12 protein-coding genes, 1 rRNA gene and 2 pseudogenes are annotated in these 14781 nt (G+C 73.4%); 5 read left to right on the top strand and 10 right to left on the bottom strand.

Annotation, left to right across the window (positions count from 1 at the left end):
* Window positions 1–338: 338 nt before the first annotated feature.
* Genes ACFZBB_RS31900 through ACFZBB_RS31915 form a run of 4 tightly spaced genes read right to left on the bottom strand, consistent with a single transcriptional unit; the run spans window position 339 to window position 3549 of the window.
* Entirely contained in the window at window positions 339–1298 is a 960-nt protein-coding gene (locus tag ACFZBB_RS31900) for an NAD kinase (protein ID WP_391129810.1), read from the bottom strand.
* Complete coding sequence (locus ACFZBB_RS31905) at window positions 1295–2101, bottom strand: TlyA family rRNA (cytidine-2'-O)-methyltransferase (protein ID WP_391048624.1); 807 nt, start codon at window positions 2099–2101, stop codon at window positions 1295–1297. The genes ACFZBB_RS31900 and ACFZBB_RS31905 overlap by 4 nt, the downstream gene beginning before the upstream one ends.
* Before the next feature lie 10 nt (window positions 2102–2111).
* Window positions 2112–2426, bottom strand: a complete 315-nt coding sequence (locus ACFZBB_RS31910; protein WP_391129813.1) for a hypothetical protein — start codon at window positions 2424–2426, stop codon at window positions 2112–2114.
* Window positions 2419–3549 carry a histone gene (locus tag ACFZBB_RS31915; protein ID WP_391129816.1) on the bottom strand — a complete coding sequence of 377 codons (1131 nt, stop codon included), beginning with the start codon at window positions 3547–3549 and terminating at the stop codon, window positions 2419–2421. Before ACFZBB_RS31915 ends, ACFZBB_RS31910 begins: the two co-directional genes overlap by 8 nt.
* 161 nt (window positions 3550–3710) lie before the next feature.
* On the opposite strand from ACFZBB_RS31915, the gene ACFZBB_RS31920 reads away from it, so the two are divergent.
* Window positions 3711–4058 (top strand): SCP2 sterol-binding domain-containing protein, encoded by a 348-nt coding sequence (locus ACFZBB_RS31920; RefSeq protein WP_391129819.1) that lies wholly within the window; start codon window positions 3711–3713, stop codon window positions 4056–4058.
* Window positions 4059–4296: 238 nt separating this feature from the next.
* Here the strand turns inward: ACFZBB_RS31920 and ACFZBB_RS31925 are convergent.
* The 3 genes and pseudogenes from ACFZBB_RS31925 to ACFZBB_RS31935 all read right to left on the bottom strand — a co-directional run.
* Window positions 4297–5100 (bottom strand): annotated as a pseudogene (locus tag ACFZBB_RS31925) (ABC transporter ATP-binding protein); the annotation flags it as partial.
* Window positions 5101–5300: 200 nt separating this feature from the next.
* Window positions 5301–6335 carry an iron chelate uptake ABC transporter family permease subunit gene (locus ACFZBB_RS31930; RefSeq protein ID WP_391129822.1) on the bottom strand — a complete coding sequence of 345 codons (1035 nt, stop codon included), beginning with the start codon at window positions 6333–6335 and terminating at the stop codon, window positions 5301–5303.
* A complete protein-coding gene (locus tag ACFZBB_RS31935) occupies window positions 6332–7297 on the bottom strand; it encodes an iron chelate uptake ABC transporter family permease subunit (RefSeq protein ID WP_391129857.1) in 966 nt (321 codons plus the stop codon). Before ACFZBB_RS31935 ends, ACFZBB_RS31930 begins: the two co-directional genes overlap by 4 nt.
* Window positions 7298–7494: 197 nt before the next feature.
* On the opposite strand from ACFZBB_RS31935, the gene ACFZBB_RS31940 reads away from it, so the two are divergent.
* Together ACFZBB_RS31940 and ACFZBB_RS31945 are read left to right on the top strand one after the other, a co-directional pair.
* Window positions 7495–8538, top strand: a complete 1044-nt coding sequence (locus ACFZBB_RS31940) for an ABC transporter substrate-binding protein (RefSeq protein ID WP_391129826.1) — start codon at window positions 7495–7497, stop codon at window positions 8536–8538.
* Between the two features lie 4 nt (window positions 8539–8542).
* Window positions 8543–9433: a siderophore-interacting protein gene (locus ACFZBB_RS31945; RefSeq protein ID WP_391129829.1), complete on the top strand. Its 891-nt coding sequence runs from the start codon at window positions 8543–8545 to the stop codon at window positions 9431–9433.
* A 191-nt stretch (window positions 9434–9624) separates the two neighbouring features.
* Here the strand turns inward: ACFZBB_RS31945 and ACFZBB_RS31950 are convergent, their stop codons facing one another.
* Window positions 9625–10644, bottom strand: coding sequence for an HAD-IIA family hydrolase (locus ACFZBB_RS31950; protein ID WP_391129832.1), 1020 nt, complete (start codon window positions 10642–10644; stop codon window positions 9625–9627).
* A 74-nt stretch (window positions 10645–10718) separates the two neighbouring features.
* Between ACFZBB_RS31950 and ACFZBB_RS31955 the strand changes: the two genes are divergently transcribed.
* On the top strand, window positions 10719–11996 hold the full coding sequence (locus ACFZBB_RS31955; protein ID WP_391129835.1) for a DUF1015 family protein: 1278 nt from the start codon (window positions 10719–10721) through the stop codon (window positions 11994–11996).
* Between the two features lie 506 nt (window positions 11997–12502).
* Here ACFZBB_RS31955 and ACFZBB_RS31960 read toward each other — a convergent pair.
* Window positions 12503–13181: pseudogene (locus ACFZBB_RS31960) on the bottom strand (hypothetical protein); the annotation flags it as partial.
* Between ACFZBB_RS31960 and ACFZBB_RS31965 the strand changes: the two are divergent.
* Window positions 13152–14594: a hypothetical protein gene (locus ACFZBB_RS31965; protein WP_391129838.1), complete on the top strand. Its 1443-nt coding sequence runs from the start codon at window positions 13152–13154 to the stop codon at window positions 14592–14594. The pseudogene ACFZBB_RS31960 and the gene ACFZBB_RS31965 sit on opposite strands and share 30 nt — an antisense overlap.
* Before the next feature lie 101 nt (window positions 14595–14695).
* On the opposite strand, the gene rrf is transcribed toward ACFZBB_RS31965, so the two are convergent.
* Window positions 14696–14781: ribosomal RNA gene (gene rrf, locus ACFZBB_RS31970) — 5S ribosomal RNA — on the bottom strand; the annotation flags it as partial.

Here is a 14781-nt window from a genome sequence, read left to right on the forward strand (position 1 = left end):
CGCCGGGGCGGCACACCGATCTTTTCAGCGGTAGCTGGGGCTGCGCGGCCGGCCGAAGCGCTCCCGCAGGGCACCACCGACCCCAGCGGGGCAGATCGGCTGTTCTCGGGCCGACGGCCCGGTGGGGGCTGGTCGCGCAGTTCCCCCCGCCCCTAAGAACCAGGCCCTGCGCAAGGGCAGCGTCCTGTCCTCGCGCCCGCGGCGGGCGCCCACCTGTGCCCAGCGGACGTACAGGGCCTCCCCTGAAAAGACCAGGCCCTGCGCAAGGTCAGCGCACTGTCCTCACGCCCACGACGGGCGCCCACCTGCGCGTATCGGACGGTCCGCCGTCAGGCGGGTTATTGGGGGGCGCCGCGCCATCCGGCGACGGGGAGGGCGAATTTGGCGACGAGACGGTCCGTGAAGGAGGCGTGGTGGAGCCGGGCCAGCCGCACGGGCACGGCGCCCCGGCGGACTTCGACGCGGGCACCGGCGAGAAGCTCGACGGTGCGGCGGCCGTCGCACCACAGGACGCCGTGCGGCGTCTTGGGCTGTACCTCGACGGCGAGGACGGAGCGGGGCGAGGTCACCAGGGGCTTGGCGAAGAGGGCGTGAGCGCTGATGGGCACCATCAGGAGCGCTTCGACCTCGGGCCAGACCACGGGCCCGCCGGCCGAGAAGGCGTAGGCGGTGGAGCCGGTGGGAGTGGCGCAGACGACGCCGTCGCCGCCGAAGCGGGAGACCGGGCGGCCGTCGACCTCGGTGACGACCTCCAGGAGGCGTTCGCGGGACGCCTTCTCGACCGAGGCCTCGTTGAGCGCCCAGTCGGTGTGCACGATGTGTCCGTCGTTGCGGACCAGGACGTCGAGGGTCATCCGCTCCTCGACCTCGTACTCGCGGGTGACGACGCGGTCGACGACCTTGTCGAGGTCGTCCCGCTCGGCCTCGGCGAGGAAGCCGACCCGGCCGAGGTTCACGCCGAGCAGCGGGACCCCGGAGGCGCGGGCGAATTCGGCGCCGCGCAGCAGCGTGCCGTCACCGCCGAGTACGACGATCAGCTCGCAGCCCTCGACGGACTCGGGACCCGGCTCCGTGACGTGTTCGACCTCGGCGGGCAGCGGCAGGTCCGCAGCCTCTTCGGCGAGCAGCCGTACGCCGATCCCGCACCTCAGCAGCCCCTTGACCACGCGTTCCGCACTGCGGATGGCGGCCGGGCGGCCGGTGTGGGCGAGCAGGAAGACGGTACGGGCGCCGCCCGTTCCGCGCTGCCCGTCGCGTCCGGCTTCGGATCCGGTTCCGGATTCGGTCTTGGTGGTCAACGGGGCCCCTCCGCCACAGCACGGTCGACATCGGCCGGGTCCAGAGGAGGCGCACCGGCCCGCAGCCACAGAAAATATTCCACATTCCCGGATGGTCCGGGCAGCGGACTGGCCGTGACGCCCAGCACCCCGAGCCCCAGCTCCGCCCCCTGAGCGGCGACCTTGCGTACGCTCTCGGCCCGTAGCTGGGTGCTGCGGACGACGCCACCGCTGCCCAGTCGTTCCCTACCCACCTCGAACTGCGGCTTCACCATCAGTACGAGATCGGCGTCGGGCGCGGCGCACCGTACGAGCGCGGGCAGCACCAGACCGAGCGGAATGAACGACAGGTCGCCGACGATCAGGTCGACGGGGGTGCCGTCGATGTGGTCGAGCGTCAACTCGCGGACGTTCGTACGGTCCTTGACGGTGACGCGGTCGTCGCTCTGCAACGACCAGGCCAGCTGGCCGTAGCCGACGTCGACCGCGACGACCTCGGCGGCGCCCGCCCGCAGCAGCACATCGGTGAAGCCGCCGGTGGACGCGCCCGCGTCGAGCGCCCTGCGGCCCTCGACGGTGAGCCCGCGCGGCTGGAACGCGGCGAGCGCGCCGGCCAGCTTGTGTCCGCCGCGCGACACGTAGTCAGGCTCGTCGGCGTCGCGCGCCACCACCACCGCGGCGCTGGTCTCCACCTGCGTGGCCGCCTTCGTGGCGGTCGCGCCGCCGACGGTCACCCGCCCGGCGGCGATCAGCTGGCTTGCGTGCTCCCGCGAGCGCGCGAGACTCCGGCGCACCAGCTCGGCGTCGAGTCGGCGTCGTGCCACCACGTACGGTTCAGCTCCTGTTCCGGTCCAGCGCGGCAAGTGCGTCCCGCAATCCGCGGTGCGCATCCTCGTACACCTCTACGTGTCCCGCGGTCGGCAGTTCGTCGGCGTCCGACAGCCGGGCAACCGCCGCGTCCACGTCGGCATTCCCCGTCTCCCTCAGCACCACGCCGAGCGGTACGGGACCGGCCGCCTCCGGCAGGGCGTGCACGGCCCCGTCCGCCGGTCCGACCGCGTCGGCGTCCTGCGCCGGTGCGGCGTCCGGCGCCTCGTCGCCGTCCGGTGCCGGTGCGGCACCGGACGGCCCGAAATCGAGGTCACTCACCGCCGTTACCCGCCTCCGGCCCCGGTGCGGACTTCTTCGCGGGCGTGGCCTTCTTCGCGGCGGGCGCCTTCTTGGCCGCGGCCTTCTTCGTCGTGGCTGTCTTGGCCGTCGCCGACTTCTTCGCCGAGGCGGTCTTCTTGACGGCGGACGCCTTCTTCGCCGCGGGGACCTTCTTGGCTGCCGTCTTCTTGGCTGCCGTCTTCTCGGGTGTCGCCTTCTTCGCCGTCACCTTCTTCGCCGGGGCGGTGCCTTCCGGCTGTTCCGGCGTCGCGGGGGCCGCGGGCGCCGGAGGGGCCGCCTGGGCCGGGGTGGGCCTGGCCGGAGTGGTCTTGCGGGTGGCGGACTTCTTCGCGGGCGCGGTCTTCTTGGCCGCGGCCTTCTTGGCGGACGCGGTCTTCGTGGCGGCCGGGCCCGTACCCGCGGTGGCGGTCTTCCTGGTCGGGGCGGCCTTCTTCGCCGCCGGAGAGGCCGGGGAAGCCGGGGAAGCCGGGGAAGCCGGGGAAGCCGGGGAAGCCGGAGCGGCCGGAGAAGGAGTCGTCGCCGACTTCTTGGCCGCCGTCTTCCGCGCCGAAGGCGCCTTCTTCGCCGCCGCCTTGCGGACCGCGGTCGACGCGGTGCCCTTGGGAGCGGACGCCGCGGCCGGGGCGGCCTTCTTCGCGGGCGCGGCGGCGGGCGCCGCGTCCGGCTCGACCTTGACGTGCTGAACCGGCGGGGCGGCGCCGCGCCGGGGAGCCGCCTCCGAGGGCCGGGCCTGCCCGGCACCGCTGCCGGCCGCGTCCTCGTCGGTGGACTCCAGGTTCCCGATGCGCCGTTCGAGCGTTTCGAGGACGACGCCGACCTTCGTCACTTCGTCGGCGAGGCGACCGACCCGGCTCATCGTCTTGTCGACTTCGTCCCGGATGAGTCCGAGCAGCAGGTCACGGTTGGCCCGGCCCGAGGCCATCAGCTCGTCGGCGAGGGTCTGGACTTCGGCCGGAATGGCGGAGCCGATCCTGCGCTGGACGGCGTCGACGTCTATTCCCGTCTGGTCGAGCAGCTCCCTCGCCGCGTCGATCGTGCGCCGCCGGGTGGCCTCGGTCAGGCCGCCCGCGATCTGTAGACAGGTACGCAGCGCGTCCCGCATCGCTCACACTCCTCGCCTCGCCGTTGACGTATCCGGTCACGACGCTACCGCGTATCGCGACCGCGGCCCGAGCACGGTGCCCCGCGGTGCTGCGGTAGCGTCGTCCGGACGTGCGCGCGGACCGCGCACGATCCGGCACGATCCAGAAGGACACCGCACCGATGGCGACGATCGAGGAGTGCCGCAGCGCGCTCGACCGACTGGCGGCGAACCTCGCCGACGCCGAGGGCCGCGTGCGCTCAGCCGCCGCCATGGACCGCTCCCTGAGCTGCCGGATCACCGATCTGGACATGACCTTCGTGGGGCGGCTGTCCGGCGGCCGGATCGAGGACGTGACGACCGTGCCGGGCACGCCCGCCGACAAGGCGCAGATCAGGCTGACCATGTCGGGCGACGACCTGGTCGCCCTGGTCGGCGGCGAGTTGAACTTCGCCAAGGCGTGGGGCAGCGGCCGGGTCAAGCTCCAGGCCGGCCTGCGGGACGTCCTGCGTCTGCGGTCTCTGCTGTAAGCAGGCCGGGCGCGGAGTCACCGGAACCGGACGCGGACGCGGACGCGGAGTCACGCGCGGAACGTGAACCGGAATCTGACACCGAGCCTGGTCCCGAACCTGGCCCCGAGCCTGGCACGGCATCAGGCCCGGCCCCCGGCACGGAACCGGGCACGGAATCGACGGGGTCGGAGCCCGTACCGGACTTGACGCCGGGAGCCGGTTCCGAGCCCTGGCCCGGCTCGGCGTCGGTGAGGGTCGCGCCGGCCGCCACCGCACCGGCCCGCCGCGCGGCGGGCACCACCAGCGGCGTACCGCTCTCCGGGTCCTCGATGATCCGGCAGCGCACCCCGAAGACCCGCTCCACCAGCTCCGCGGTGATGATCTCGGCGGGCGGCCCCTGCGCCTCGATCCGGCCGTCGCGCATGGCGATCAGGTGAGTGGCGTAGCGCGCGGCCTGGTTGAGGTCGTGCAGGACGGCGACGAGCGTACGGCCGCGCTGTTCGTGGAGCTCCGCGCAGAGGTCGAGCACGTCGAGCTGGTGCTGGATGTCGAGGAAGGTGGTCGGCTCGTCGAGCAGCAGCAGCGGGGTCTGCTGGGCGAGGGCCATGGCGATCCAGACGCGTTGCCGCTGTCCGCCGGACAGTTCGTCGACATAGCGATCGGCCAGGGCGGTGACGCCGGTCGCCGCCATCGATTCGTCGACGATTCGCTCGTCCTCGGGCGACCACTGCCGCAGCAGCCCCTGGTGCGGGTACCGGCCGCGCGACACCAGCCCCGACACGGTGATCCCGTCTGGCGCCACCGAGCTCTGCGGGAGCAGCCCCAGCGTCCTGGCGACCACCTTCGCGGGCAGCGTGCCGATGGCCTGGCCGTCCAGCAGGACCTGGCCCGCGGCCGGCTTCAGCAGCCGCGACAGCGCGCGCAGCAATGTCGACTTGCCGCAGGCGTTCGGTCCGACGATGACGGTGAAGGACTGGTCGGGTATGGCGACCGACAGCTCCTTCGCGATGACCCGCTGGTCGTACGCGAGAGTGACGGACTCGGCGGCGAGGCGGGTCATGCGGGACGCTCCGTGTTCTGCCGAAGGGATCTGGCGGGTGGTGTCTGCCGGTGGCCGCGGCTGCTTCCGTCGGCCGCCGCGGGGCTGCCTCAGCCGCGCTGTGAACGCCGTACGTTCCGGGTCCGCCGCGCCCTGCGTACGTTCCGGGTCCGCCGCGCTCCGCGCGTTCTCCGTGCGCTCCTCGCGTTCCGTACGCGTCCTCATATCCGTCCCGCCCTCCGCTCCGCGATCAGCAGCCACAGCAGATAGCCGCCGCCGAGCACGCCGGTGGCGACACCGACCGGCACCTGGCCCGAGCCGAAGGCGCGCTGGGCGGCCAGGTCGGCGGCGACGAGCAGCGCGGCGCCCAACAGCGCGGACGACAGCAGCGAGACACCCGGCGAACGGGTGAGGCGCCGGGCCAGTTGGGGCGCGGTCAGCGCGATGAAGGCGATGGGGCCCGCCGCCGCGGTGGCGGACGCGGTGAGCAGGACCGCGCCGAGTACGACGATCAGCCGGGTGCGCTCCACGCGGACGCCCAGCGCCGCCGCCGCGTCGTCGCCCATCTCGCTGATCCGCAGCGCGCGTCCCTGGGACAGCAGCAGCGGCATGAGGACGCCGCAGGCGACGAGCAGCGGCCAGACCTGGTTCCAGTCGCGGCCGTCGAGGGAGCCGGTGATCCAGACGATCGCGCGGGCGGCGTCCACGAAGTCGGCCTTGACCAGCAGATAGCTGTTGACGGCCGACAGCACGGCCGAGGCGCCGATGCCGATCAGCACCAGCCGGTAGCCGTGCACCCCGCGCTTCCAGGCCAGTACGTAGACGGCGATGCCGGTGAGCAGTCCGCCCGCGACGGCGCCGATGGCGACCTCGTAGGCGCTGCCCTTGAGCAGCACGATGACGATCAGCGCGCCCGCGGCGGAGCCCTGGCCGAAGCCGATGACGTCGGGGCTGCCGAGCGGGTTGCGGGAGACGGTCTGGAAGGCGGCGCCCGCCATGCCGAGCGCGGCGCCGACGAGCAGCGCCACGATGACCCGCGGCAGCCGCAGGTCACGGACGATGAACTCCTGGGCCGCGGTGCCGTGTCCGGTCAGGGTGCGGACGACGTCGAGCGGGGCGATGGCGTAGTCGCCCGTGCCGATCAGGACGACGGAGACGGCGAGGGCCGCGAGCAGCAGGACGCAGGAGACGACGGCCGCGCGCCGGTCGACCCGGACGGACAGTCCGCCGCGGGTGCGCAGTACGGGTTCTCTCACAGTTCGGCCATCCTTCGGCGGCGTACGAGGGCGATGAAGACCGGTCCGCCGAGGACCGCGGTGACGATGCCGACCTGGAGTTCGGCCGGGCGGGTGATGAGCCGTCCGACCACGTCAGCGCCGAGCAGCAGCACCGGTGACAGCACGGCCGCGTAGGGCAGGATCCAGCGCATGTCGGGTCCGGTGATGCCGCGTACGACGTGCGGCACCATCAGGCCGATGAAGACGACGGGCCCGCAGGCGGCGGTGGCCGCGCCGCACAGCAGCGTGATGGAGATCATCACCAGCACGCGGGTGCGGGTCAGTTTGGCGCCGAGGCCGCGGGCGGTGTCGTCGCCGAGCGCGACGGCGTTGAGCGGCCGGCCGCTGATGAGCGCGAGTACGGCGCCGGCCAGGATGAACGGGGTCACGTAGCGGACGGTCGCCATGTCGGCGGCGGCGAGCGAGCCGACCTGCCAGAAGCGCATCCGGTCCAGGGCCGCGTTGTCGCTGAGTTCGACGGCGGTGGTCCAGCCCTGGAGCACGGCGGTGACGGCGGTGCCCGCGAGGGCGAGGCGGACCGGGGTCGCGGACCGGCTGCCGCCAATGACGTAGACCAGCGCCGAGACCACGGCCGCGCCGCCGAGGGCGAACCACACGTAACCGCTCATGCTGGTCACGCCGAAGAAGCTGATCGCGGAGACGACGGCCGCCGCGGCGCCCGCGTTGACGCCGAGCAGTCCGGGGTCGGCGAGCGGGTTGCGGGTGAGGGCCTGCATGGCCGCGCCCGCGACGCCGAGCGCGGCGCCGACGAGGAGTCCGAGGACCGTACGCGGCAGCCGCAGTTTGCGGATCACCACGTCGTTGTCGGTGGCCGCGTAGTGGAACAGCCCGTGCCAGACCTGGTCGACGGGTATGTCCTTGGCGCCGATGGCGATGCTCGCGAGGGCCACGACGACCAGCAGGCCGACGGCGGCGAGCAGCCCGGCGGCGCGTTTCGCGTTCGCCTGCGCGACGCTGCCGCGGCGTTCGACGGCCGGTGGGCCGGTGACCTGCTGCCCGGTGACCGGAGCGGGTGGGGAGTGACGATCGACCAACACGGTGATTAGGTTAGCCTAACCTGGCCACCTCAACTCCGAGCAGAGCGGCTGTCTTGATGAATCCCCCTCGTTTCTCACCCATGTCCGGAATGTCGCGGCGAGGCGTGCTCGCCGCGGGCGGCTCCGTCGGTATCGGCGCCCTGCTCGCGGCTTGCGGCAGCTCCTCCGACAAGGACTCCAAGGACCCGGGCGCCGGCTCCGGCGGCAAGGCGGACTCCGGCGCCAAGACCCCCGCGGGCCCCTGGTCCTTCACCGACGACCGCAAGACCACGGTGAAGCTCGACAAGGCCCCCACCAAGCTGGTCGCCTACGTCGGCGCCGCCGCCGCGCTGCACGACTACGGCGTCGAGTGCGTCGGCGTCTTCGGCCCGACCACGGTCAAGGGCGGCGGCGCCGACGCCCAGGCGGGCGATCTCGACGTCAGCAAACTCACCGTGGTCGGCAACACCTGGGGCGAGTTCAACATCGAGAAGTACGCGGCCCTCTCCCCCCAACTGCTGATCAGCCACATGTACGAGGCGCCGACCCTCTGGTACGTGCCGGACGAGAGCGCCAAGAAGATCCTCGGCATCGCGCCCAGCGTCGGCATCAGCCTCAGGGGCGTCCCGATCACCACCCCGCTCCAGCGGTACGCCGAACTCGCCGCGTCCCTGGGCGCGGACATGAACTCGACCACCAACGCCGCCGCCAAGGCCCGCTTCGAGAAGGCGTCCGCCGATCTGCGCGCCGCCGCCAAGGCGTCCGGCGGCATCAAGGTGATGGCCGCCTCCGGCAGCGCCGACTCCTTCTACGTCTCGACCCCGCCCTCCGCGTCCGACCTCAGCTACTACAAGAGCCTCGGCGTCGACTTCATCGTCCCCGACAAGGTCGAAGGCGGCTTCTTCGAGACGCTGAGCTGGGAGAACGCCGACAAGTACAAGCCCGACATCATCATGCTCGACAACCGCACCGCGACCCTCCAGCCCAAGGACCTGGCCGCCAAGCCCACCTGGGCACAACTGGCCGCCGTCAAGGCCGGGCAGGTCATCGGCTGGCCGAGCGAGCCGATCTTCTCGTACGACAAGTGCGCCGCCCAGATCGAGGCGCTGACCAAGGCCATCACGGGTGCGAAGAAGGTGAGCTGACGCCGTGTCCACCGCGCCCTACCTCTTCTTCCACCCCCGCGTCCTGCGCACCGAGCGGCTGTCGCCCACCCTGGTACGGATCGTGCTCGGCGGCGACGACCTGGCCGGCGTCGTGAGCGGCGGCCGGGACCAGCGCTTCAAGCTCTTCCTGCCGCAGCGGGGCCAGACCCGCCCGGTGCTGCCGGAACCGCTCGGCGCCGACTGGTACGCCAACTGGCGCGCCCTCGACCCCGACGTCCGCGGCATCATGCGGACGTACACGATCCGCGCGGTCCGCCGCGACCCGCTGGAATTCGACATCGACTTCGCCCTGCACGGCGACCTCGGCCCCGCCTCCCGCTGGGCCCAACAGGCCAAGCCCGGCGACCCGGTGAGCATCCTCGCCCCGGCCGGCGAGGACAACGGCGGCGTCGACTTCCAGCCGCCCGCCGGTACCGACTGGGTGCTGCTGACCGCCGACGAGACCGCGCTGCCCGCCGTCGCGAGCATCCTGGAGTGGCTGCCCGCGGGCATGCCCGTCAAGGTCTGGATCGAGGTCGCCCACCCCGACGACCGCATCCCGCTGACCACCGACGCCGACGCCGACATCACCTGGCTGGTGCGGGAACACCCCGGCGCCGACCGCACCGCCGCGCTGCTGGCCGCCGTCCGCGACGCCGGGGACCTGCCGTCCGGCACCCCCTACGCCTGGATCGCGGGCGAGGCCGCCTCGGCACGCGCGCTCCGCCGCCACTTGGTCAACGACCGCGGCATCGACCGCAAGGCGATCAAATTCACCGGCTACTGGCGGCGCGGCGTCACCGAGGACGACCTGCTGGCGGCGGCCGTCGCGCAAGCCGAGGCCGAGGCCGAAGCGGCCGCGAAGAGCGATGCCACGGCGGACGCGGACACCTGACCCGGCCGCGCGCCACGGGGCGCGCACCGCGTCAGGCGGGCGGGTGCGGCGCGGCCAGACGCGCCCGCGCGGGTCAGCCGGGCTCAAGTGCCGGGCCGGGCCCGCATCGTGGAGCCCGCCGCAGAGCCCCGGCCGGCTCAAAGGCACAGCCCGGCGCAAAGCCCCGGCCCGGCTCAAAGGCCCAGCCGGGCTCAAAGGCCCAGCCGCGCCAGTGCCTTGTCCGCGTCCAGGCCGCATGTGCCGTCGCCCGCCGACGTCCAGGCCGCGGCGCACAGCGCGCGCAGCCCGTCGAGCGCGTCGCCGTCACCGTCGAGCACGAGCGTGTCCGAGGCGGCGGAGGCGGTCCAACCCCCGCAGCGGAAGCCGCCGTCGGCCGCCGTGACCTCCGGCTGCGCGACCAGCAGCCCGCGCAGGTCGGCGGCGACATACGTGGGACGGTGGCGCGGCTCGGCGGCGAGCAGGTGGGCCGCGTCCGTCACCCCGGTCAGCACGAGCAGCGAGTCCACCTCGCCGGCGTGCGCGCCCTCGATGTCCGTGTCGAGCCGGTCCCCCACCACCAGGGGCCGCTTCGCCCCCGTCCTGATCACCGTCTCGCGGTGCATCGGCGGCAGCGGCTTCCCCGCGACCTGCGGCTCACCGCCGGTCGCGATGCGTACGACCTCCACCGCCGCGCCGTTCCCCGGCGCGATTCCGCGGGCGCTCGGAATCGTCAGATCCGTGTTGGACGCGAACCACGGCACGCCCCGGTTCACCGCGTACGCCATCTCCCCGAGCTGCGACCACCGCAGGTCGGGCCCGTACCCCTGTACGGCCGCGACGGGCTCGTCGTCCGCCGACTCCACCGGCCGCAGACCGCGCTCGCGCAGCGCCGCGAACAGCCCCTCGCCGCCCACCGCGAGCACCTTCGCCCCCTCGGGCACCTGATCGGCGATCAGCCGCGCCACCGCCTGCGCCGAGGTGATCACCTCGTCGGCCTCCGCGGGCACCCCGAGGTCGGTGAGGTGCTCCGCGACGGCCTGCGGCGTACGCGAGGCGTTGTTCGTCACGTACGCCAGGCGCATCCCGTGCCCGCTCGCCGCGGCCAGCGACTCGACCGCGTGCGCGATGGCGTCACCGCCCGCGTACACGACCCCGTCGAGGTCGAGGAGCGCCGTGTCGTACGCCGTGTCCAGCGGTCCTTCGGTGCCGTTCGGACTGGTCCGGTGGGTCATGACGGGCTCGCTCCTCGGATGTCGTCGATGACCCCGATCATCCCTCATGCCCGCCCCGGACATAGCATGCGCTGATGACCAACTCCGGACTCAACGGCGAGCACGGCCTGCGTCTGAAGCCCTTCCGCGGGCTCCGCTACGTACGACAGCGCGTCGGCAGCCTGGCCGCGGTGACCTCACCGCCGTACGACGTCGTCGTACGGCCCGACGGCCAGCGGCACTTGGAGACGGCCGACCCGTACAACGTCGTCCGGCTCATCCTCCCCGAGGCCGAGACACCGGCCGCCCGGCACGGCAAGGCCGCCAGGACCCTCACCGCCTGGCTCGACGAGGGCGTCCTCGCCGCCGACCCGCTGCCCGCCCTCTACGTCTACGAACAGCGCGACGGCGACCACCTCCAGCGCGGGGTGATCGGCGCACTGCGGCTCACACCGCCGGAGGACGGCGTCGTCCTGCCGCACGAGGACGTCATGCCCGGCCCGGTCGCCGACCGCGCGGCCCTGATGCGCGCGACCGGCGCCAATCTGGAACCACTGCTGCTGTCCTACCGGCAGGGCGACGCGACGGCCGCCGTCATCGACCGCACCGCCGTCGACGCCGAGCCGCTGCTGGCCACGGTCACCGAGGACGGGGTACGGCACCGGCTGTGGGCGCTCACCGACCCCGCCGACCACGCGGCCGTCGAGGGCGATCTCGCGTCCCACCAGGCCCTGATCGCCGACGGCCACCACCGCTGGGCGACCTACCGGCTGCTCCAGTCGGCCCACCGCCCCGGCACCCCCTGGGACTACGGCCTCGTCCTGCTGGTCGACACCGCCCGCTACCCGCTGCGGGTACGCGCCATCCACCGCGTCCTGCCGCGGCTGCCGCTGGCCGACGCGCTGGAGGCCGCCCGCACCACCTTCCGCGTACGGCCGCTGCCCGGTCCTTCGCTGGACGGCGCGCTCGACGCGCTGGCGCAGGCCGCGGGCGACGGCAACGCCTTCCTGCTCGCGGGCGACGGCGGCTTCCACCTGCTGGACCGGCCCGACCCGGCGGCCATCGAGCGCGGCGTTCCGGCCGACCACCCCGCGCAATGGCGCCGCCTGGACGCCGCCGTCCTGCACAGCCTGCTGCTCGACGACGTCTGGAAGGTCCCCGACTCCCCCGAGGACATCCGCTACATCCACGACACGGCCGCCGCCGTCGGCCTGGCGGAACGGCTGCACGGCACGGCCGTCCTCATGCACCCGGTGCACGAGGACATCGTCCGCGACCTCGCCCGCCAGGGCGTGACCATGCCTCGCAAGTCCACGTCCTTCGGCCCGAAACCGGCGAGCGGACTGGTGATGCGCAGCGTCGAACTCGGCTGAGTCGGGGCCGAGTCGGCTCGGGACGCGGCTGGGTCGGAGCCGGTCATACGAAAGGGCGGCACCCGCGGTGTGCGGGTGCCGCCCTTTCACGTGGGACGCGTGCGGGTGTCAGTCCTCGTCGTCGCTCTTCGGCTCGCCGTGGGCGGCGGGCTCGCGGAACGGCGAGTCGAGGAAGGAGGACGGGGCGGCTCCGTCGGTCGCCTCGGCCTTCTGCTCGGCCTTCTCGGCGTCGTCGGAGCCCTCGTCGTCGTGGGCGCCCTCGTCGTCGTGGGCCTCGTCGTCCGAGTCGTCCTCGTCCTGCGCGGACTCGTCGGTACCGCCGGCGGGCTCCTCGGAGGTCTCGGAGGTCTCGGAGGTCTCGCCGTCGTCCTCGTCGGAGACGTCGTCGTCCGAAACGTCGTCGTTAACGTCGTCGTCCGTGTCCTCGGCGTCGTCCTCGTCGTCCGCCGCCTCGTCCGTCGTGTCCGGCCGCTGGGGCTCGGACTCGGACTCGGCCGCGTCGTCCTCATCGATGGCGTCGACGAATTCCACGCCGTCGAGCTGGGCGAGACGGTCGGAGGCGTCGGTGGTGCCGTTGTGGTCGGCTTCGAGCGCCTTCGCGAACCAGTCGCGGCCCTCGCGCTCACGGCCGACGCGCAGCAGCGCGTCCGCGTAGGCGTACCGCAGGCGGGCGGTCCACGGGTGCACGGCGTTGGAGGCCAGCTCGGAGCTCTGGAGGGTGACCACCGCGGCCTCGTCCTGACCCATGTCCTGCCGGGCCCCGGCCGCGACCAGGCGCATCTCGACCTGGCCGGCCTTGTCCAGCTTGTGCACCTCGGGGGCGCCCGCCATCTCCAGCGCGCGCTCCGGACGGCCGAGACCACGCTCGCAGTCCGCCATCACCGGCCACAGGTCGACGGTGCCGGTCATCCGCCGGGTCGCCCGGAATTCGGCCAGCGCCTCGGCGTACCGCTCACTGGCGTACGACGCGAAGCCCGCCGCTTCCCTGACGGCCGCGACGCGGGACGCCAGCCGCAGCGCGACGCGCGAGTACGCGTACGCCTGCTCGGGCTCCTCGTCCAGCAGCCGGGCCACCATGACGAGGTTGCGCGCCACATCCTCCGCGAGCGTCTTCGGTAGGCTCATCAGCTCCTGGCGCACGCTCGGGTCGATCTCGTGGCCGGTGACCTCGTCAGGGATCGGCAGCCTGCGGACGGGCTCCCGCTCCTCACGGCGGTCGTCCCTGCCCCGGTTCTCGAACCGGCCGCGGCCCTCGACCACGGGGCGACGCCCCTGGCCGCCACGGTCCCGGTCGTCGTCCCGGCGCGGGCCACGCGGACGGTCGTCACCGCGGTCATCGCGACGGTCGTCACGGGGCCGGTCGAAACGGGGACGGTCGTCGTCGCGGCGCGGACCGCGCGGGCGGTCGTCACGCGGGCCGTCGAAACGGGGACGGTCGTCGCGGGGCCTGTCGTCCCTGCGGAACCCGCCACCGCCGCCACCGGGGCGGTCGTCGCGCGGACGGTCGTAGCGCGGCCGGTCCTCACGGGGACGGAAGCCGCCGCCGGACCGGTCGTCGCGACGGTCGTCACGCGGCCTGTCGAAGCGGGGGCGGTCGTCACGCGGCCTGTCGTCGCGAGGACGATCGTCGCGCGGGCGGTCGTACCGGGGACGGTCGTCCCTGGGACGGTCCTGACGGGGGCGGTCGTCCCTGGGACGGTCGTCGCGGGGGCGGTAGCCGCCGCGGTCGTCCTCACGGCGCGGGCCACGGGGACGGTCGTCACGCCGGTCGTCACGCGGACGGTCGTCGCGACGGAAACCGCCACCACCACCGCCGGGACGGTCCTCACGCGGACGGTCAAAACGAGGCCGGTCGTCACGCGGGCGGAAGCCACCGCCGCCACCGCCGGGCCGGTCCTCACGCGGACGGTCAAAACGAGGCCGGTCCTCGCGCGGGCGGAAGCCACCGCCGCCGCCACCGGGCCGGTCCTGACGGGGGCGGTCGTCCCTGGGACGGTCCTCGCGCGGGCGGAAGCCGCCGCGGTCGTCCTCACGGCGCGGGCCACGGGGGCGGTCGTCACGCCGGTCGTCACGCGGACGGTCGTCGCGACGGAAACCGCCACCGCCACCGCCGGGACGGTCCTCACGCGGACGGTCAAAACGAGGCCGGTCCTCGCGCGGGCGGAAGCTACCGCCGCCACCGCCGGGATGGTCGTCGCGGGGGCGGTCCTGGCGCGGACGGTCGTCACGCGGACGGTCGTCACGCGGACGGTCGTCACGGGGGCGGTCGTCACGGGGGCGGTCGTCACGGGGGCGGTCGTCACGGGGACGGTAGCCGCCGCCGGCCGGAGGACGGCCACCACTGTCGCGGCGGTCGTCGCGCGGGCGGTAGCCGCCACGGTCGTCTTCGCGACGCGGGCCCCGCGGACGGTCGTCACGTCGATCGTCGCGACGGAAGCCGCCGGTGGGACGGTCACCGTCCCGCCGCGGACCGCTGCTGCGGTAACCCCCGCGGTCGCCGCCGCCGTTCGGGCGCGAGTCCCGGCGTTCGGGACGCTCGGGCCGGTCTTCAGGCGAGTTGGGCATCGACGTGACTCCTGTCGGATCGTACTGCTGTAGTGCGAGTCTCTCGCCATGACGGAGAGGACGCGCACCGAAGAACAACGAAAAAAGACCCTCGGTCCCAGCGCTTAGGCCAGGACCGAGGGTCCATAAAGATTGTTCGGCGGTGTCCTACTCTCCCACAGGGTCCCCCCTGCAGTACCATCGGCGCTGAAAGGCTTAGCTTCCGGGTTCGGAATGTAAC

Origin of the sequence: Streptomyces sp. NPDC008139 (assembly GCF_042957025.1) — a bacterium.
Taxonomy (GTDB): domain Bacteria; phylum Actinomycetota; class Actinomycetes; order Streptomycetales; family Streptomycetaceae; genus Actinacidiphila.

Bases quoted from the DNA above. Each gene is read 5' to 3' on its own strand.
- ACFZBB_RS31920 (WP_391129819.1), top strand. From the start codon at position 3,711: ATGGCGACGATCGAGGAGTGCCGCAGCGCGCTCGACCGACTGGCGGCG.
- ACFZBB_RS31950 (WP_391129832.1), bottom strand. From the start codon at position 10,644: ATGACCCACCGGACCAGTCCGAACGGCACCGAAGGACCGCTGGACACG.
- ACFZBB_RS31940 (WP_391129826.1), top strand. From the start codon at position 7,495: ATGTCCGGAATGTCGCGGCGAGGCGTGCTCGCCGCGGGCGGCTCCGTC.
- ACFZBB_RS31955 (WP_391129835.1), top strand. From the start codon at position 10,719: ATGACCAACTCCGGACTCAACGGCGAGCACGGCCTGCGTCTGAAGCCC.
- ACFZBB_RS31915 (WP_391129816.1), bottom strand. From the start codon at position 3,549: ATGCGGGACGCGCTGCGTACCTGTCTACAGATCGCGGGCGGCCTGACC.